General features: G+C 25.6%; 29 protein-coding genes, 1 tRNA gene and 1 pseudogene. All 31 read left to right on the top strand.

All coding sequences use genetic code 11. The annotated features are described in order from the left end of the window. A pseudogene (locus CLTHE_RS16670) lies at window positions 1–247 on the top strand (hypothetical protein); the annotation flags it as partial. Beyond that, window positions 147–947, top strand: a complete 801-nt coding sequence (locus tag CLTHE_RS05785; protein WP_080022409.1) for an ATP-binding protein — start codon at window positions 147–149, stop codon at window positions 945–947. The pseudogene CLTHE_RS16670 and the gene CLTHE_RS05785, both read left to right, overlap by 101 nt. A gap of 4 nt (window positions 948–951) precedes the next feature. Continuing rightward, window positions 952–1,104 carry a hypothetical protein gene (locus tag CLTHE_RS16675; RefSeq protein WP_158082669.1) on the top strand — a complete coding sequence of 51 codons (153 nt, stop codon included), beginning with the start codon at window positions 952–954 and terminating at the stop codon, window positions 1,102–1,104. Next, window positions 1,104–3,068: an AAA family ATPase gene (locus CLTHE_RS05790; protein WP_080022410.1), complete on the top strand. Its 1,965-nt coding sequence runs from the start codon at window positions 1,104–1,106 to the stop codon at window positions 3,066–3,068. Before CLTHE_RS16675 ends, CLTHE_RS05790 begins: the two co-directional genes overlap by 1 nt. After that, a complete protein-coding gene (locus tag CLTHE_RS05795; protein ID WP_242945621.1) occupies window positions 3,068–3,928 on the top strand; it encodes a recombinase RecT in 861 nt (286 codons plus the stop codon). The genes CLTHE_RS05790 and CLTHE_RS05795 overlap by 1 nt, the downstream gene beginning before the upstream one ends. Before the next feature lie 2 nt (window positions 3,929–3,930). Next, window positions 3,931–4,167, top strand: coding sequence for an AbrB/MazE/SpoVT family DNA-binding domain-containing protein (locus CLTHE_RS05800; RefSeq protein WP_080022411.1), 237 nt, complete (start codon window positions 3,931–3,933; stop codon window positions 4,165–4,167). 41 nt (window positions 4,168–4,208) lie between these two features. Then, the gene (locus CLTHE_RS17020) at window positions 4,209–4,628 is read left to right on the top strand and encodes a hypothetical protein (protein ID WP_242945622.1); all 420 of its coding nucleotides are present in this window, start codon (window positions 4,209–4,211) and stop codon (window positions 4,626–4,628) included. 110 nt (window positions 4,629–4,738) lie between these two features. Beyond that, a complete protein-coding gene (locus CLTHE_RS05810) occupies window positions 4,739–4,942 on the top strand; it encodes a hypothetical protein (RefSeq protein ID WP_080022412.1) in 204 nt (67 codons plus the stop codon). A gap of 36 nt (window positions 4,943–4,978) precedes the next feature. Next, window positions 4,979–5,191, top strand: coding sequence for a hypothetical protein (locus tag CLTHE_RS05815; RefSeq protein WP_080022413.1), 213 nt, complete (start codon window positions 4,979–4,981; stop codon window positions 5,189–5,191). Further along, the gene (locus CLTHE_RS16875) at window positions 5,172–5,324 is read left to right on the top strand and encodes a hypothetical protein (RefSeq protein ID WP_169840816.1); all 153 of its coding nucleotides are present in this window, start codon (window positions 5,172–5,174) and stop codon (window positions 5,322–5,324) included. The genes CLTHE_RS05815 and CLTHE_RS16875 overlap by 20 nt, the downstream gene beginning before the upstream one ends. Before the next feature lie 20 nt (window positions 5,325–5,344). After that, a complete protein-coding gene (locus CLTHE_RS05820; RefSeq protein WP_080022414.1) occupies window positions 5,345–6,064 on the top strand; it encodes an MBL fold metallo-hydrolase in 720 nt (239 codons plus the stop codon). Continuing rightward, window positions 6,057–6,854: a hypothetical protein gene (locus CLTHE_RS05825; RefSeq protein WP_080022415.1), complete on the top strand. Its 798-nt coding sequence runs from the start codon at window positions 6,057–6,059 to the stop codon at window positions 6,852–6,854. The genes CLTHE_RS05820 and CLTHE_RS05825 overlap by 8 nt, the downstream gene beginning before the upstream one ends. An 11-nt stretch (window positions 6,855–6,865) precedes the next feature. Next, complete coding sequence (locus CLTHE_RS05830) at window positions 6,866–7,267, top strand: single-stranded DNA-binding protein (protein WP_080022416.1); 402 nt, start codon at window positions 6,866–6,868, stop codon at window positions 7,265–7,267. A 24-nt stretch (window positions 7,268–7,291) separates the two neighbouring features. After that, complete coding sequence (locus tag CLTHE_RS05835; protein WP_080022417.1) at window positions 7,292–7,624, top strand: hypothetical protein; 333 nt, start codon at window positions 7,292–7,294, stop codon at window positions 7,622–7,624. Continuing rightward, on the top strand, window positions 7,614–8,189 hold the full coding sequence (locus tag CLTHE_RS05840) for an ERCC4 domain-containing protein (RefSeq protein WP_080022418.1): 576 nt from the start codon (window positions 7,614–7,616) through the stop codon (window positions 8,187–8,189). Before CLTHE_RS05835 ends, CLTHE_RS05840 begins: the two co-directional genes overlap by 11 nt. Continuing rightward, complete coding sequence (locus tag CLTHE_RS05845; protein WP_080022419.1) at window positions 8,186–8,527, top strand: pyrophosphohydrolase domain-containing protein; 342 nt, start codon at window positions 8,186–8,188, stop codon at window positions 8,525–8,527. Before CLTHE_RS05840 ends, CLTHE_RS05845 begins: the two co-directional genes overlap by 4 nt. 3 nt (window positions 8,528–8,530) lie before the next feature. Further along, on the top strand, window positions 8,531–8,938 hold the full coding sequence (locus CLTHE_RS05850) for a hypothetical protein (protein ID WP_080022420.1): 408 nt from the start codon (window positions 8,531–8,533) through the stop codon (window positions 8,936–8,938). Between the two features lie 227 nt (window positions 8,939–9,165). Beyond that, window positions 9,166–9,241: transfer RNA gene (locus tag CLTHE_RS05855), tRNA-Asn, on the top strand. 200 nt (window positions 9,242–9,441) lie between these two features. After that, the gene (locus CLTHE_RS05860) at window positions 9,442–9,843 is read left to right on the top strand and encodes an IS630 transposase-related protein (RefSeq protein WP_080022421.1); all 402 of its coding nucleotides are present in this window, start codon (window positions 9,442–9,444) and stop codon (window positions 9,841–9,843) included. Between the two features lie 362 nt (window positions 9,844–10,205). After that, on the top strand, window positions 10,206–11,948 hold the full coding sequence (locus CLTHE_RS05865) for a hypothetical protein (protein ID WP_080022422.1): 1,743 nt from the start codon (window positions 10,206–10,208) through the stop codon (window positions 11,946–11,948). A gap of 11 nt (window positions 11,949–11,959) precedes the next feature. Continuing rightward, window positions 11,960–13,360 (top strand): phage portal protein, encoded by a 1,401-nt coding sequence (locus tag CLTHE_RS05870; protein ID WP_080022423.1) that lies wholly within the window; start codon window positions 11,960–11,962, stop codon window positions 13,358–13,360. Then, window positions 13,347–14,267, top strand: coding sequence for a minor capsid protein (locus CLTHE_RS05875; protein WP_080022424.1), 921 nt, complete (start codon window positions 13,347–13,349; stop codon window positions 14,265–14,267). Before CLTHE_RS05870 ends, CLTHE_RS05875 begins: the two co-directional genes overlap by 14 nt. A 3-nt stretch (window positions 14,268–14,270) precedes the next feature. After that, window positions 14,271–14,531, top strand: coding sequence for a DUF6275 family protein (locus CLTHE_RS05880; RefSeq protein ID WP_080022425.1), 261 nt, complete (start codon window positions 14,271–14,273; stop codon window positions 14,529–14,531). Window positions 14,532–14,618: 87 nt separating this feature from the next. Then, on the top strand, window positions 14,619–15,197 hold the full coding sequence (locus CLTHE_RS05885) for a DUF4355 domain-containing protein (protein ID WP_080022426.1): 579 nt from the start codon (window positions 14,619–14,621) through the stop codon (window positions 15,195–15,197). 15 nt (window positions 15,198–15,212) lie between these two features. Further along, complete coding sequence (locus tag CLTHE_RS05890) at window positions 15,213–16,178, top strand: hypothetical protein (protein ID WP_080022427.1); 966 nt, start codon at window positions 15,213–15,215, stop codon at window positions 16,176–16,178. Window positions 16,179–16,189: 11 nt separating this feature from the next. Next, window positions 16,190–16,465 carry a hypothetical protein gene (locus CLTHE_RS05895; protein WP_080022428.1) on the top strand — a complete coding sequence of 92 codons (276 nt, stop codon included), beginning with the start codon at window positions 16,190–16,192 and terminating at the stop codon, window positions 16,463–16,465. Beyond that, on the top strand, window positions 16,459–16,782 hold the full coding sequence (locus tag CLTHE_RS05900) for a hypothetical protein (protein ID WP_080022429.1): 324 nt from the start codon (window positions 16,459–16,461) through the stop codon (window positions 16,780–16,782). The genes CLTHE_RS05895 and CLTHE_RS05900 overlap by 7 nt, the downstream gene beginning before the upstream one ends. Next, entirely contained in the window at window positions 16,769–17,089 is a 321-nt protein-coding gene (locus CLTHE_RS05905) for a phage virion morphogenesis protein (RefSeq protein WP_080022430.1), read from the top strand. Before CLTHE_RS05900 ends, CLTHE_RS05905 begins: the two co-directional genes overlap by 14 nt. Beyond that, window positions 17,086–17,439 (top strand): hypothetical protein, encoded by a 354-nt coding sequence (locus CLTHE_RS05910; protein ID WP_080022431.1) that lies wholly within the window; start codon window positions 17,086–17,088, stop codon window positions 17,437–17,439. The genes CLTHE_RS05905 and CLTHE_RS05910 overlap by 4 nt, the downstream gene beginning before the upstream one ends. Window positions 17,440–17,452: 13 nt before the next feature. Then, entirely contained in the window at window positions 17,453–18,031 is a 579-nt protein-coding gene (locus tag CLTHE_RS05915) for a hypothetical protein (protein WP_080022432.1), read from the top strand. Between the two features lie 45 nt (window positions 18,032–18,076). Further along, window positions 18,077–18,595 carry a hypothetical protein gene (locus CLTHE_RS05920; RefSeq protein WP_080022433.1) on the top strand — a complete coding sequence of 173 codons (519 nt, stop codon included), beginning with the start codon at window positions 18,077–18,079 and terminating at the stop codon, window positions 18,593–18,595. Window positions 18,596–18,702: the final 107 nt, after the last annotated feature.

Raw genomic sequence — 18,702 nt, forward strand, 5'->3', positions numbered from 1 at the left:
AATAGTACAAGCCATAAATAATATTAAAGAAAGTAGTTTTTTAATGGGAAGAGTTAAAGACTTTGAGATTACATTTGATTGGTTCATAAGACCTAACAATTTTATAAAAGTTTTAGAAAATAACTATAAAGATAAAGGAGATAAAAATGGATTTGACAACAGTAATTCAAGGATTGAAAGCAAAGAGTCAGAAATATCAGGAACAACAGCTCCTGGATGGGAAGGAGTCGACTGGAGCAAATTTTAAATGCAACAAATGCAAAGATTTAGGATTTATAGAAGTTGGGATAAACACATATAGAAAGTGCGAATGCAGATTAAGAGAAGAGCTATTACAGAGGTTTAAAAACGCTGGAGTAAATTTAGAAGAAATTAAGGACATAGAGGAATATGAAACTTACAATTCTTTATCAGGTAAAGGAAAATTAATAACTGAAAAATTTATAAATGAATATAAGGACATAAAGAAAGATAGAAAAAATGGCATAACATTTATGGGACAGGCTGGTTCAGGAAAAACTTTTTTAAGTTTATTTATAGCAAAAAAATTAATTGAAGAAGGTTTTAATGTTAGATATATGAGTTACCTAGAAGCAATCCGAGAACTTAAATCTTTAACATTAAATAGAGATGAATATGAAAAAAAGTTTAATGAATATATTAATGCAGACGTATTAATAATAGATGATTTATTTAAAAATAAAATTTTAAATGGTCAATTAAAAAATGGATTAACTGAAGCAGATTTAAATCATATAATGCCTGTAATTAATCAAAGATATATAAATCATAAATCTATGGTTATTTCTACTGAATGCAGGGCAAATCAGTTAATAGAACTAGATGGAGCTACAAACGGACGAATATTAGAAGCTAGTAAATATACAGTTACTTTTGATAAAGGATGCAATTATAGATTAATAAATTTATTAGAAAGGGGGATATAAGAAAATGAATTTATTAGATATTTATACGCCGAAGCAATTAGCATTAAAAACAATGCAGGATATTTCTGAAAGAAGGAAAGTTAGGGAAAGAAATATAAACGATTACCATTATAAAGCTATGGAAAAATCAATATCAAGGAGAAGGAAGAAAAGCTAATGAAAAATATAAAATTAAAATCTTTAGAACTTAAAAACTTCAAAGGAATAAAAGAGCTAGTAGTGCTTTTTGATAATAAAACAAATATTTTTGGCGACAATGGAATAGGAAAGTCAACTGTAGAAGATAGTTTTATGTGGCTATTTTTTGATAAAGATTCAAATGATAGAAAGAACTTTGATATAAAGCCATTTGATGAATTAGGTAATGTTATTCATGGGTTAGAAAGCGAAGTTACTGCGGTTATAGAAATTGATAAATTAGATATAAAACTAAGCAAAACATTTAAAGAAAAGTGGACCAAGAAACGTGGAGCAGCAGAAAAAGAATTTTCAGGACATGAAACTATATACTCAATAAATGATATTCCAGTTAGAAAAAAAGAATATGAAGAAAAAATAAAAGAAATATTAGAAGAAAAAATATTTAAATTAGTAACTAATCCTTTATACTTTGCAAGTCTTAACTGGAAAGAACAAAGAACAATTATACAAGCCATTACAGGACAGATTACAGATGAACAGGTAATAAACTATAACAATAAGTTAGAAGGGTTTAGAGGGGCTTATATGGATTCTGTAGATAATCATATGATTAGAACCAAAGCTACTATTAAAAAACTTAATGACCAATTAAAACAAATTCCTTACAGAATTGACGAATTAAATAATTCTATAGAAGAAATTAATGTTCAAGAATTAGAAAATGAACAAGGAAATGTTCAAAAACAAATTAATGAACTAGATTCTATGTTAGAAGATAATTCAAAAGGTAATGAAATCCTATTAAATCATAAGCAGCATTTATTTGAACTTAAAGAGGAATATCAAGAGAAGTTTAATCATGCAAAGCTTTTATTAAATAAGCCTTTAGAAAAGTTAAATAAAGAATTATTTGATAAAAGATATGAACTACAAAATAAAGCTTATGAAGTAAAAGAAATAGAAAAAAATATATCAACTAATGAAAATAAAATTAGAAATCTAGTTGAAGTTGAAAAAAAGAATACATCAAATTTAGAAGGATTAAGGATAAAATTTGAAAATGTAAAATCAGAAGAATTTAAACTTGATGAAAACTCAACTATCTGTCCTACTTGTGGAAAAGAATTAGATAATGCAGCAGAAATAATTGAAGAATTAAAAAATAAATTCAATAAAAATAAAGCTGATAAATTAAAAGAAATTAATAAGATTGGTAAATCTATTAAAACTGAAAATGCAGAAAATGAAAGTAAAATAGGAGAAATTAAAGCAGAACTTTTTGATTTAGAAAAATTAAAAGAAGAAAAAGAAGTTCAAAAATTAGAGATTGAAAACAATATAAATGAGCTTGAAGAAAAAATAAAGAATTTTGATCCAGGAGAAATTGAATTCGAGGGAAAAGTTCAATTAGAAAATGAAATTGAAATGACTAAGAAAGATATTTCAAGTTTTAAAGTTGATGATAATTTTGAAATTAAAGAGAAAAAGAAAGAGCTATTAATGCAGCTAGAAAAAATAAATAAAAGACTAGCAACAGTTGATAATAATAAAAAAATCAAAAAAAGAATTGAAGAACTTTCAGAAGAAGAAAGACACTTAGCTAATGAAATTGCAAAACATGAAGGCAGTTTATATCTTTGTGAGGAATTTATTAGAACTAAAGTTGAGTTATCAGAAAGCTTAATAAATAAAAAGTTTAAAAATATTAAGTTTAAGTTATTCAATGAACTTATTAATGGTGGATTAGAAGAAACTTGCGAAATTCTTATAAATGGAGTTCCATATTCAAATGCAAATTCAACAGGCAAGATTAATGCAGGAATAGAGGTTATTAATACATTAAGTGAGTTTTACAATGTACAAGCTCCAATATGGGTTGATAATGCAGAAAGTTTTAATAAACTAGCAGATACTAAAAGCCAACTTATTAGATTAATAGTTTCTAAAGATAAAAAATTAAAAGTGGAGTGTGAAGAATAGTGAGTGAACAAAAGCAAATTACTAAACAAGAAAGAAATATAAGTGATGTAGTTCTAACAAGGGTTAAAGAAATGCAAAGCACAGGAGATATAGTATTTCCACAAAACTATAATTACAGTAATGCTCTTAAATCAGCACAACTTATATTAGCTGAAACAGTTGATAGAAATAAAGTTCCAGTATTACAAAGTTGTTCTAAGCCTAGTATTTGTAATGCTTTATTAGACATGGTTATTCAAGGATTAAGTCCAGCTAAAAAACAATGCTATTTTGTTCCTTATGGTGGAAAACTTCAATTAATGAAAAGTTATTTAGGAAATATTGCAGCAACAAAAAGGCTTAAAGGTGTTAAAGATGTATTCGCAAATGTAATTTATGAAGGTGATGTATTTGAATATAAATTAAATTTAAATACTGGACTTATAGAAATAGAAAAACATGAACAAAAATTTGAAAACATAAGTAAGAAAATTCTAGGAGCTTATGCAGTAGTAGTTAGAGAAAATCAAAATAATTATGTTGAAGTAATGAACATAGAACAAATAAAAAATGCTTGGAATCAAGGAGCAGCAAAAGGAAATAGTCAGGCACATAAAAATTTTGCAGAAGAAATGGCAAAGAAAACTGTAATTAATAGAGCCTGTAAGAGATTTGTTAATACTTCAGATGATTCAGATACATTAATAGAAAGTATTAATAGAACTAATGAATACAAAGAAGAAGATATAATTGAAACTACTAAAAGTGAAGTTGGAGAAGAAATAAAAGAAAATGCAAATACTGAAAATTTAGGTTTAGAAGATACGGAAGTTGTAGAAGCAGAAGTTATAGAAAATATTGAGTTTGAAGGAGATAAATAATTATGAAAAGTACAGGAATTGTAAGAAAAGTAGATGAGTTAGGAAGATTATGTATACCAGCAGAACTTAGAAGAACTTTAAATATTGAAGAAGGAGATACATTAGAGATTTTTGTTGAAGGTGAAGAAATGGTTTTAAGGAAATATCAAGCAGGGTGTATTTTCTGTGGTGAGTTTAAAGATATTACTAGCTTTAAAAATAAAATTGTGTGTAAGAAATGTATTAAAGAATTAAAATAAACCATTTTGGTGATGTCAACAAAATGGTAGGAGGTATAAATATGAGAGCTACAATAGGGAAGTTTATTATAGAATCAGATAGTAGACAGTATGTTGTTTATGAAAGGTGTATTGTGAACGTAGGAACGGCTACTAAAGAAGAAAATATCGGTAAGGAATACAATAAGCCTATTGGCTATTTTAATACTTTAAAAAGTGCTTATAAATTCATAGGTGAAAGAACAGTTAAAACTAATGATGATGTAGAAACTATTCTAAATAAATTACAAGAAATAATTGATAAGAACAATATAAATTTAAATATATATGTAGCTTCAGTAGATGTTTTGGTTTCACATTTAAATGATGCTATAGATAAATTAGAAAATAAAGAATATGAGGATCAAAGCTTAAATGATTATATAAAAATTTTGAGAAAAGAAATGAAAATCATAAGAAGGAATAGGGGTAATATAATTTAATGTTATAAATAAAACTTAATATGAGGGTACTTTATATTCAAGTATTCTCATATGATATTCAAATGATAAGGAGAAATAAGTTTGAAAATGCGTAATAAATAGGAGGAAAAATGTACTATAGAGCAGATGTATATATAAATTCAGTAGTCAGACATAGTTTCATTGCTGGAAGTTTAAAGGTCTTAAAAGATAAGGCAGAGCCTTATATAAAAGATGAAAAGATTACTCAAATAGTGGTATCAGAAGTTAATGAAATAGGTCTTTTTAAAATACCAAAGGGATTGGAAGAGTATTTAGAGGACAAACTTATATAATTCGTAATCCAAATAAAAAGCGAAGGAGCAATATAGATGAAACTATATGAATACATGATTATTTATGTTTTTGATAGTGGGCTAGGAAGAATACAATTTACAAGAAGTGAGCCTATTAGAAGTTATGATGATGTTGTAAAGGTAGAGAAAGTTATAAATGATGAGAAAAAACTTGATAATTTGTTTGTAATTGATTTTAAGTTATTAAGAGTTTATGAGGTAAAAGAAAATGAAAGAGATAGTAAATAAAACTGATAAATTTATAGTTTGTAAATATGGGAATGTATATAGAGTACATTTTTATGATGATAAAAGAAAAAAGGTTGACGAAATGAAGAGCTTTATAACCAAAAGCTTTGATAAGGTTAAAAAATTTTTATAAAAGTTAAGGGGGAAATTAACTTGATTAAAGTTCTAGCAAGTGGGAGCAAAGGGAATTGTTATTTAGTACAAGCTAATGAAAATGAAAAATTATTAATTGAATGTGGAATAGCTTGGAGAGATATAGTTTGTAATCTTAATTTTAATTTAGAAGGTATTCAAGGTTGCTTAATATCTCATGCTCATTCTGACCATTGTAAAGATATAAAACACCTACTTAATAATGGAATTAATGTATACACAAATAAAAGCGTTATAGAAAAAAATAAAATTACAGATTTAAGAAGAGTTCACATAATAGGAGCTTTAGAAAACTTAAAAATAGGAAATTTTAAAATTAAGACTTTTGATTGTAAACATTCTAATAATGATGGTTCAGAATGTGAAAATTTAGGATTTATTATAAAGCATGAAGAGTTAGGAACTATAGCATTTGCTACAGATACTTATTATTTAAAATACAAATTAGATAATATAAATCATTTACTTATTGAATGTAATTATTGTGAGAAGGATATACAAGATTTAGAAAGCTATAGAGCTAGAATATTTAAAAGTCATATGAGCTTAGAAACATTAAAAGAAGCTTTAAAAACTTGGAATTTAAGCACTATTGAAGATATAACATTAATTCATTTAAGCGAAAGTAATGCAGATGAAAATTATATGAAAGAAGAAATTGAAAAGCTAACAGGAATACCAGTTTATATAGCAAAGAAAGGTTTGATATTAGATGTCTAATGTTTTAGAAAAAACAACAATGTCAAGACAGCAAAGAAGGCAGCAAGAAAGATTAGTTAAATGGGTTAATACTTTATCTAAAGATAAACAAGCTATTATTAATAGAGTTGTTGAAGAAAGAGCAAAACAAAGATTTGATAATAATTTTGGAAATTACATAGTTTCAGTTATGGCAGCATTAGAAATAAAATTCGGCGACAGTATTAATATGAATGATATTCAAGAAGTTGTAGTAATGGCAAATATTTTAGATAAAGACAAATTCTATATGAAGTATGAAGGTGATGACTGGATGAAAAAATTAGATATAGACACAGAGCTGTTGAGAAAGGAAATGGAGAAAAAATTTAAAAATAGCATAATAAGTCAAAATTCTATAGTTAAAGAAATTCGTAAAGATGAAAGATTTAAAAATATTGCTATAAAAGATATAGTAATTATTTTTAAAGAAATTAAGGATAAAGCAAAAGGAATTAAATTAAAAGAAATGAAAGAAACAGAAAAAGAAATTAATGAAAAAGTAGCTTATATATTGAGCGATGAAAAACCAAGAGGAAAAAAGAAAGTAGTAAAACTTGAAACAAAAGAAAAGGAGATAATAAAAATGAAAAATAGTGAAAGTTTAAAAAATAAATTTGTGGAGTTTGCAGAAGAAAAAGAAAGAATAGAGAAAAGAAAAAAAGAGATTGAAGAAGAAAAGAAAAAATTAGAGCAAGAATCAATAAATCTAAATGTTAAATCTGATAAGCTTGGACAAGCTATTGAATTATTAGAAAGTATAGGAATGTAGGAGGCTAGAAAATGAATAAAGTATGTCTTTCAGGAAGATTAACAAAAGATGCAGAATTAAGATTTGCAGCAGGAAGTGGAACAGCAGTTACAAGATTTAGTTTAGCAGTTAGAAGAAATATAAAAGATAAGAATACAGGTAAATATGAATCAGATTTTATTAATTGTATTTCTTTTGGAAAACAAGCTGAAACTATAGCACAATATTTTCAAAAAGGTAGTCAAATTGCTATTGTGGGACATATTCAAACTGGAAGTTATAACGCACAAGATGGTTCAAAAAGATATACAACAGATGTATTAATAGAAAGTTTTGAGTTTGTTGGAAATAACAATAATCAGAATAATAATAACTTTAATAATAATTTTGGTGATGATTTAACACCAGTTGCGGATGATGATATGCCATTTTAAAAAATAGAAAGGAAATAATTTATTATGGAAAAATGGACTGAAGAAGAATTAGAGGAATTAACAAGATATTATTATAAAGGGTATGATGATAAAAAAATAGCTGAATTACTTAAAAGAAGTGAATTCGCTGTAAAGAATAAAAGATATTTTTTAGATTTATATGATTCTTATAATTTTGAATGGGATTTAAGAACATACAATTATTTAATTTATCAATTAAGAAAAATGAAAAATTTAAAATCAGCTCCATCAATTTTAAAATTATCTAAAGGAACAATAAAAAACAAAATTATTGATTGTGTTAAATTGGGATATTTAAATAAATGTGAGGCAAGGAGTTTTTTAAATGCAATATAAATTTTCAGATAAGGAGCTTAAAGAAATACTTAAAAATATAGTTATAATTGTTGATACTAGAGAACAAGTAAATAAACATATTTTAGATTATTTTGATAAAAAGAAAAAGAAGTATAGAATTGAAAAATTAGACCAAGGCGACTATTCGGCTTGTATAGAAAGTAATGAAATCACTAAAAAACTAGGAATAAATAGGGATTGGTATTTTAGTAATGATATTGCAATAGAAAGAAAAAATAGTGTTGATGAATTAGTCCAAAGTGTTAAAGATAGAGATAGATTTGAAAATGAATTTGCAAGATTAAATATGTATAATACTAAAACTATTGTTTTAGTTGAAGACCCTAAAGGATATGAAAATGTACTTAAAGGAAATTATAGGAGTGAATATAAAGCAAATTCTTTTGATGCAACTTTAGAAACTTTTATAGCTAGATATAACTTAAATATACAGTATTTAGATAAGCAGTTAACAGGATATAAAATATATAAGACTATGTATTATCACATTAGAGAGATTCTTAAAAATAAAGGATATATAGAAGAAAATGAGGTGATAAATTGAAATATATATTAGATAGAATAAAAGATATTTATGATTATTATGGTCCAGGAATAGAAACTAATAAATTTTATGAAGAAATAGAAGAAGTAAAGAAAGCAGTTAAGAATGAGGATAGAGAAAATTTAATTGAAGAATTAGCAGATGTATTTATAACATCAAGACATATGATGAATAGATTTAATATTTCAGAAGAAGAAATTTACGAAAAAATATTGTTTAAGGTATCAAGACAGGAAGAAAGAATAAGAAAAGAACAAATAGAGAATTTAAGTGAAGAAAATAAAAAGAAGCTAGGGGAATATATAAATAAAAAATATATTCAACAAGGGGGAAAATAGTAATTGGATAAACAATTAGTAGAAGAAATAAAATTAAGACTAGAAACAAATAGATATGAGTTACAACAATTAGATAAGAAATATTTAAAAGCATTTGCTCCTGAAGGTTATAAAAGTGGGACAAGTTACAATGACTATGATACTATTCATGGCAGTAGGCAAGAATATAGAATCGAAGAATTTGCATTAAAAAGAGAACGCTTAATAAAAGCTATAAAATATGATGAAAAAGCATTATTTAAAAGACTTAATGAGATTGATTTAAATAAATATTTAGAATCACTAGATACTAAAGAATGTATTGATTATTTAAGAAATGTTGAAGGATTTACTTATCAAAGAATATCAGAACAACTAGGAATATCGGTTAGATATATTCAAAGAGTTTGTAAAAAATTAAAAAAATCATAAGTAAAGTTCATATAAAAGTTCGTAATCAGTTCGTAATTAGTTCGTAATTAGACCACTTACATATTGATTTTCAAAGTGTTAATATGTTATTGAGCTGATAGAGTAAATACATCAGACATTTATTTGACCTCCATTTGTAGATAAAATTTATATTTAAAAAATTACTGGGATTGCTTATCAGGGTGAAAGCAACATAGCGACTAGGGGTGTGGAGAGGTCGCAAACATGAGAATATAGCTCAGTTGGTAGAGCATTCGGCTGTTAACCGAAAAGTCAAAGGTCCAAGTCCTTTTATTCTCGCCATTACCCCTTAGTTATAAATTTATAAAGCATCTAGGAATAAAAATCCTAGGTGCTATTTTATTATTTAAATTATTATAATTATTAATTGAATTAATTATAAAATATTTAAATATTTGGAAACTATAGGAGTGTTAAATAATTAGATAGAAATTTATTAAGATTTATATAAAAAAGTGTATAAATGTAAAGGAGGTGTTATTATGATGTTAGAAGATAAACATTATAAGGCTATGAAGTATCTTATGGAAGGTAAGAAAGTTACTGATATAGCTAATTTATGTAATGTTAGTAGGGTTACTATTTATAACTGGATGAATGATAAGGAATTTGCTAAGGAACTGGATAAACTTAAACTAGAAGTTCAATCCTCAGCAAAAGAGTATATAAATAATAAAATTAAGTGCTATGTTGATGAAATTGAAGAACTGGCACTTGATAAAGACGTAAGTAGTAAAGTACGTGCCGACCTGCTTAAATACTTAGTTAATAGGGTTTGGGGGAATACTACAGTCAAGACAGAACTGTCAGTTAATTCTAGCGAAGAAGAAACAGAATTTAATATCAATGAGTTTATGAAAGATATTCAAAAAAATAACACATAAGCTAGGAAATAAATATACAGAAAATGTATATAATTATTGCATAAAATGCTTAAAAAATTGCATAAATAGTGCATATTATCAATTAGTTATTTAGCGAAATAAAATTACCAATTCAAAGACTTGCTATAAAGCTAGTGTTTTCAATGGATTACGGCGATTTTAATTATAAAAAAGTATATTATTTATTTGCACTAAACCGTTGTTTAGCGAAATAATTTTAAAATTGGAAATTTGTGAAAAAGAAGGACTTTGGGAAATAATTATAAGGGTGGGGGGTTCTGATTAGGCAACTCGCAAACTCAACGGACGTTACTTTCAGAAAATTTCTCACCTATTTTTTAACTCGAAAGGAAGTGAAATCTATGTACTATTTTGATAACCTAGAATTTTCAAATGAAGAAAATTTAGATATATATCTTATTTTCAAGTATTGGAATAAACATTATGATGTAAAACTCAATATGAATGATTCTAAAGCAATAGAAAATGTTTTAGCAAATAAGAAAGATATAGCAAAGGAACTAGGAAGAATAGACATAGGTTTCTTTGCTTTTTATTATCTTAATGTAGATTTTATTCCAAGTGATAATAATGACCTTAGGAGCTTAGATAAAGTTCATTTAGAAATATTTGAAGAATTAAATAGAATGTTTGTTAAAGATGAAGTAGATAAAGAGGAATTTATATTACCTAGAGGGCTTGGAAAGTCTACAGTAATAAATAAACTTCTTGCAGCCTGGTGTCATTGTTATAGATATTCAAGATATACAGTAGTAATAGGAAAAAGGGAAGATGATGCAATAGGGTTTATTGATGCTACTAAAGAATTTTTAAAGCTTAAGAAAGTTACTAGCACATTTGGAATATTAGTTAATAGGGCAGAAGATAGAATAGTTAATAAACAAGAATTAGAGCTAACTAATAACAGTAAAATATATGCTGTTGGTTCAGGTACTTCAATTCGTGGTACTACTTATGCTTGTGATGATGGAGTATTTAGACCAATGATTATTTTAGTTGATGATTTTATCAATGAAAATGATATATTAACCGATGATGCTAAAGAAAAAATAATAAAAAAGTACAATGATGAAATATTAGAAACTGGAGATAAAGCAGTTTATAGAAAAGGTAAAAAAACTAAAGCTGCAACTAAATTTTTAGTTATTGGAACACCTTTAGCGGCAGATGATTTTATAAATGCTATAAAAAAAGATGCAGAATTTAAAGTATTTCATAGAAGTGTTGTTAATTTTAATCCTGACAAATATTTTTTAGAAAATGAATACTGGCAAAGATTCAAAAAAATCCTTATGAATACTAAAGATGATAATAGAGTTAAAAATGCAGAAAATTTTTACTATGATAATATAGAAAAAATGTTTTTTAATACTATTTGGAATGATAAATATAGGCCTTGGGAGTTAGCTTCAACTTATTTTACGAAAAGACTAAGTTTTATGAAAGAACTTATGTGTGATTGTGAAAAAGTAGGTGAAATATGGATTAAATATATGGCCAAAATGGATATTAAAGAAATATTAGATAGAAAATTTGATAAAACTATATTATCTATAGACCAGGCTTCAACTAATACTAGAAAATCAGATAGCACAGCATTTACCGTTTTGAGTAATTCAAACGGTTTTTATTTTGTCCGAAAAGGACTGTTAGAAAAATTTGATAGTAAAACTGAATTTGATAAATATATAAACCGAACTATACAAATTTTAAAGGAATATAAAGAAATAACCCATATTGTTTTAGAAAAAAACGTATATAAAGCAGTTGATGCAACAAGAATCGAAGAAGAAATAGCAAAAGATAAAGAATTAAGATTCAGAAATATAAAAGTTATTACTATTTATAATACAAAAAATAAAGATGCTAGAATTATGACAATTACAGATAAAATTAATTCAGGACAAATTATATTTAATGAAGAAGATAAAGAATATAATGACCAGGTTAAAGAATTTAGAGGTCAACACTTTACTTTACATGATGATGCTATAGATAGCCTTGAAATGGCAGTAAATAATATTGATGAAATTAAAGTATATAAAAAATCAACAATGATATTTTTAAAAAGAAATTTATTGTAGGAGGTGATTAGATGAGAATTTTAGGTGTACAAAATTTATATGATAAATATGTTGCTGATTTATCAGATTATCAAACTATGTGGAACTATTACAAAGGTGAAACAGATATAGGGACAACCTATAAACGTAGTAAACTAGGGAATAACAGAATTGTTAAGGCCAACTTTATTAAAAAATTTATCAATGAAGAAGTAGCTTTCGGAACTGGAAACCCTATAACTTATACAAGGGAGTTAAATATTGATGAAATATTAAATAATATTGATACACCAGTTGATACTATAGAAACTAAAATAATTAATACAGTAATGAATAATAATGATGCTAATACGGATAGTCAACTTATGAAAAATTTACTTGTATTTGGTGAAGCTATGGAGCTTTATTATATAAAAAATAATAGTTTTAAAATAAAAGAATTAAATTCTTTAAATTGCTATGTTAATTTAGATGAAAATAACGAAATAATTGAAGCTATATATGTTTATTCAGTAGCTAATAAAGACCAAATAAACACTACATTTACAAATAAATTAGATACGAGAATAGATTATATAACAAATTCACAAGTTATAACCTATGATATTGATTTTAATCAACTTAATGTTAAACCACATTATTTTGGAGTTGTTCCTATTGGATATTGCAATTTAATTGATGGAATATATAATACTTTATTTACTGATTTAAAAACACTTCAAGATAATATAGAAAATGTATTATCTGACTTTAGTAATGAAATTGGTGATAGTAGATTAAGTTATTTAATTTTAAAGAATATGGGGTTATCTGATGAAGAAATAGTAGACGAAAAGGGAAATAGATTAACTTTAGATGAACAAGCAAAGAAAATAATATCTATGTTCAGAGATAATGGGATTCTATTATTAAATGATTCAAAAGAAAATCCAGCAAATGCAGATTATTTAATTAAAAATATAAATCCTCAAATTCATAAAAATTTATTAGATATATTACAAGATGATATTTATCAAATATCACAACATATAAATTTAAATCAACAACAAAGTTCTAATACAAGTGGAGTTGCTTTAATGACAAGAATAATTGCATTGAGAAATAAAATTAAAATTCAACAAAATTGTATGACACAAGCTATTAAAAAAAGAATTTTATGTATGCTTACAGCTTTAAATAAAATTTATAGCCAAAATTTAGATGCTACAAAAGTTGGAATTAAATATACTTTGAATGTTCCTAGTGATGATTCAGCAATGGCGGATATAATAACTAAATTAGTACCAGGTGGAATTTTATCAGCAGAAACAGGATTAAGTAATTTAAGTTTTGTTAATAATCCAAAACTTGAATATCAAAAAGCACAGGCAGAGCAGCAAGAAAAAATTAATTCAATGCCTGGACTAGAAGGCCCAACAAATGAAACAGTTTAATTATTCAACTGATATAAAAGGCTTTAATAAATTAAATAAAGACCAACAATTTTTTGTATCTAATTTTATAGATTTTGCAAGAGAATTATATAACAAAGGTGAAAAAGAATTACAACCAATTATTAATTTTCAAGGTGAAAATATAGATATTATATTAAATCAAATAGCTAAAATAATTCTTAAATATAATGTAAAAGATGATAAATTGAATTTAAATACTACAGAGCAATTAAATTTATTTAAAGAAATAGATAAGCAGTTAAATAATATATATGCTACTGAAGCAACAAAAGAAAGTACAACTTTAAAAAACTCATTAGCTGAAATATGTAAAGATAAATATAATATAAATTCTTATCTATTATCACAAGGAATTAATTTTAACTTAAAAAAAATAAGTGATAAAAATTTAAAAAGAATTTTAAACACTAAAATTAAAGGAAAAAATTTTTCAAATAGAATTTGGGATAATAAAGATACAATAGCAAAAAAGTTAAAATTTGAAATTCGTGAATTTCTTAATGGGAATACGAGTGTTAATGATATAGAAAAGAAAATTAAAGATATACAAAATGTAAATAGTTTTTGTTCTCAAAGATTAGTAAGAAATGAAATTTGTAGAGTCCAAAATGAAGCTAATGAACAATTCTTTAAAGATAATGATGGAGAATATTTATTATATAGTGCTACATTAGATACTCATACTTGTAGTATTTGCAAAGGCTATGATGGAAAAGTATATAAAGTTAATGAGAATAGGCCTAAACTACCAATTCACGTTAACGATAGATGTACTTATATTTTATTACCTGATAAAGATTATAGGCCAACTACAAGATTAGATAATCAATCAAAAGAAACTATTGATTATACAACATATGAAGAATGGATTAATAAGGAGGAATAAGTTATGAATGAAAAAGAATTTTTAGAATGGTGTAAACAAGAAGTCTGTAATTATACTAATAAACATTTAGATAAAACAGATAAAAAGGAAATCACAATAAATGATGTTTTTATGGTGTGGAGTTGTAAAACACTTCAAAATAATAAAGCATTACTTAGTACTACTTTATCTGATGGAATGTATTATGAATGTACATACAATGGAGATAAAAAAGAAATGTATATAGATGCTTATAAGAAATGGGAAAACTTTAGCGTTAGATAAATAAAAGTCTTATTTATAAGGCTTTTTTATTTTATAAAAATTTTAACTTGATAGGGGCTATGCAACTTTCAAGGGAAGGAGTTAATTATGAAAAAAAGTGAAATTTTAGAATTAATAGGGGACTTAGAAGACACAGCCGATATTGATAACTTAATTTTAGGTAATGGTTTTGCAAAGCCAATTACAGATGTAGAAGGCTTTAATAAATTACTTGCAAGTAATAAAGAAATTCAAGGACTTGTAGATTCTAAAGTAACAAATGGTATTGAAACTTTTAAAAAAAATGGTATGCAAAAATTAATAGATGCAGCAGTGTTAAAAGCTACTAATAAAGAAGAAACACCAGAACAAAAAGCAATAAGAGAAATGAAACAAGAATTAGATACCATGAAAAAAGAAAAGGCTAGAGCTGAAAGAATAGCTAAATTTAAAGATACTCTTTCAGAGAAAAAAATACCTGGTGATTTAATGGAATTTATGTTAGGTGATGATGATGAAACAACAACAGCTAATATAGAATTATTTGAAAATAGCATGAAAAGCTATGTAGATTCACAAGTTCAAACTAAATTAAACGCTGGATATGTTCCAGGAGTAAATGAAAATACAAATAATCAAACTGACCCTATAATAGCTCAATTAAATTCAGTTATGGGGTTACAATAGAAAGGAAGGAAAATTATGGCAAACACAATCCAATATGCAACAATATTACAAAATAATTTAGATAAAAAAATGGTAATTAGTTCTGTAACTGGTTGGATGGAAGCAAATGCAGGACAAGTTATTTATAACGGAGGTAAAGAGGTTAAAATTCCTAAATTATCAACTGATGGATTAGGTAATTATGATAGAGTACATGGATATACAAATGGTTCTATTAATTTTGAATATGAAACACGTTCAATGAAATGTGATAGAGGTAGAAGTTTTTCATTTGATGCAAATGATGTTGATGAAACTAACTATGTGTTAACAGCAGGAGCAGTTATGTCAACATTCCAAGATGAACATGTAGTTCCTGAAGTTGATGCTTATAGATTATCAAACTTAGCTAAAGTAGCAATTTCAACTGATAATGCCGTATATTCAGCTTCATATACTAAAACTACTGCTTTAGATGCTTTAAAAGATAGTATTACAAAAGTAAGGGAAAATGGATTTACAGGTAAATTAATGATCCATTGTACTTATGATTTTAAAAACTTAGTTTCTAAAGCTTTAGCTACTCAAATGACAACTGAAAGTATAAACGTAGGTGGAATTAATATAGATGTTCCTTCTGTAGATGGCTGTCCTTTAATTACTACACCAAGTAATAGAATGGTTTCAGGTATAACTCTTAATGATGGAAAAACAGGAGGACAAGAAGCAGGAGGATTCGTAAAGGAAAGTTCTGCTATAGATATGAACTTTATTATAATAGCTCAACAAGTACCTTTAGCAGTTTGTAAAACTGATAAAATTAGAATATTTGACCCTGAAACTAACCAAGATGCAAACGCTTGGAAAACTGATTATAGAAAATATCATGACATTTGGGTTTTAGATAATAAACAAAATGGAATATTTGCATCATTCAAACAAGCTAAACCATCACAAGTTATAGCAAGTGCTTTAGATAATCCAGAAACTAAACATGAATAGGATTTTTATAAATGGATATGACAAGTGTTGCTATTGATGCAATATATTATTATCTAAATAATCCAGCCATTTACACAAAAGAATATATTCAAGAAAACTTTAATAGTGCAATAACTATATTAAGTAAAAGTTTAGAAGAATATTATTCTATAAACTCGGCTATTAGTATAGAAAAGCTTGGACAAGAACAAGTTACTTATAGAAACAGAACTATTCAAGATTTAATAAATACAGTTAAGGCATTATTACCAGCCCCTATTTTAAAAGGGGGCGTGGTATTTTGTTAGTTTCAGATAGATTATTAAAAAATCAGTATTGGACTACTAAGATTAAAAGTTCTAAAAATGAAATAAATCAAGTTATTAATTCTTATGTAAAAGATGTTTGGTATAAATGCAATATGCAACCAATAACAGAGCAATCAATTAAATATATTTGGGGTAATGAAGTTAAATCTAATATTCAAATTTTTTGTAATGAAAATATAAATGTAGGTGATTTAATCGTTATTAACAATATTTCATATGAAATAGAAAAAAAATATGCTTGGGGAATTTCAAATTATTATGCAATTTTAGAGAGTGATATAAATGTTCAGAGTTGAAAACAGATTTGATGAATTTAGAAATAGATTAATTAATAATATTAATATCGCAGCACAAGAAATTAAAATAATGAGTATTGCTGATATTCAAAGTAACACTCCTGTTTTAACTGGTACTTTGAAAAGAAGTATAACAGGAGAAATTGATAAAAATATTAAACATATAAAAGTAGAAGTAGGTTCAAGTTTGATATATGCAAGAAAAGTAGAATTATTAAATAAAAGCTATATAAGAACTACTATGAAAGCAAATGAAGCTAAAATAAATTTAATTTTAAATAAATATATAAGGAGGGCTAGTGAATGAATTTAAATCTTATTCAAAGTGAAATAGCTAAATTAATTCCTGAAAGTTTTGATAGGATAGATGAAAATTTTAATTTTAAAGAAAATAAACTTGCTATTCAAATTGAAATTGGAGAATCCATACAAGATAAATTATATTGTAATGATATAGGACTTAAAATAATTGTAACTGGCCCAACTGAAAATAAAATGGCAATAAATAATAAAGCAATAAATATAGATGAAACTATAAATAATTATATTTTTTCTAATAAAGAAGCAAGAGTATTTAGAGAAAATGTATGGTTACAGAGCATATATGACAATGATAAATATAATGTTGTTTTATTATATACAATAAGAGCATATTAAAAGGAGTGATTTTATGGATATAGGAAGTGCAAAAGAGCATGATATTGTAGTTAATGAAGGTTTTCTATATTACGGAAACTTTTCTAGTATAAGTGCTGATGATACTTTTATAAAAACTTTAGCAGATAAATTACTAGGAGTAACACAAGATAAAGTATCAGTTTCAATTAAACCTAAAATTAGACAAATAAAAAATGCGGCACAAAAAGTCAAAGGGTGGCAAACTATCGACGAATGGGAAGTAAAAATAACAGGTGAATTATTAGATTTTAACGAAAAACTTTTAGAAGCATCTTTATTTAAACAAGTTAAAGATTCAGAAAAAGTTCATTATGAAACTGTACAAGGTTTGATAGATGAATCTAATTACAAAGATTTACTTATTGTAGGTAAAAATATTTCAGGTAACCCAATAATAGTTCATGTGAAAAATACTTATAATAATGCTGGAATTACAATGGATTTAGTAGGTAAATCTGATGCAGCAGTAAAATTTGAATTTGATTCAGCATATGAAAGTGAAAAAGTAAATCCTGTTGCTATTTATGGTTCATTTACAGAGATGCAACAAGCACAAGTACAAACACAATAAAAAAGATAGCTCTATTGGGCTATCTTATTAATTTAGGAGGATATTATGGAATTAAAAATTAATACTGAAAAAGGATTAGAAATAATAAATGTAATCAATAAATTAGGGCTAAAAGAAAAAGTTAAAGATGTTGTTATAGGTGATGAAATAGTAAGGAATAAAAAAATAGCAGTACAAATTAAAGAAAATCAATATCACGAAAATGTTTTAAAACTAATAGAGAAAAAAATGACTAAATCTGAATATGATAGCTTAAGTACTGAAGAACAAGAAATGTTTTTAAAAGAAAATCTAACTAAAGATTTAATAAAACAAGGAAATGAGCTAAATAATACAAAATTAGAGCTTTCAAATTATATACAAGAATATGGGTTCGATTTAATTTATACAGCAATTATAGAAAGATTTTATGGGAATAAAGATTTAATATACAAAACTTTAGCTAGTCTTTTTAATACAGATATTGAAATAATAAAAAATCAAAGTTTAAATGAAACTATTAAAATGATAAAAGAATTATTAGAATGTCAAGATTTAAAAGAAGTAATTAACATTTTTATGTAAGCACTCAACTTGAAGAAGTTGGGTGCAATTTAATTGCAATTCTAATTAAATATAATGCTTATTTTAATATATTATCTTTAGATATTGATAAAGGTTCACCAATAATT

The sequence above is a fragment of the Clostridium thermobutyricum DSM 4928 genome (genome assembly GCF_002050515.1).
Taxonomy (GTDB): domain Bacteria; phylum Bacillota; class Clostridia; order Clostridiales; family Clostridiaceae; genus Clostridium; species Clostridium thermobutyricum.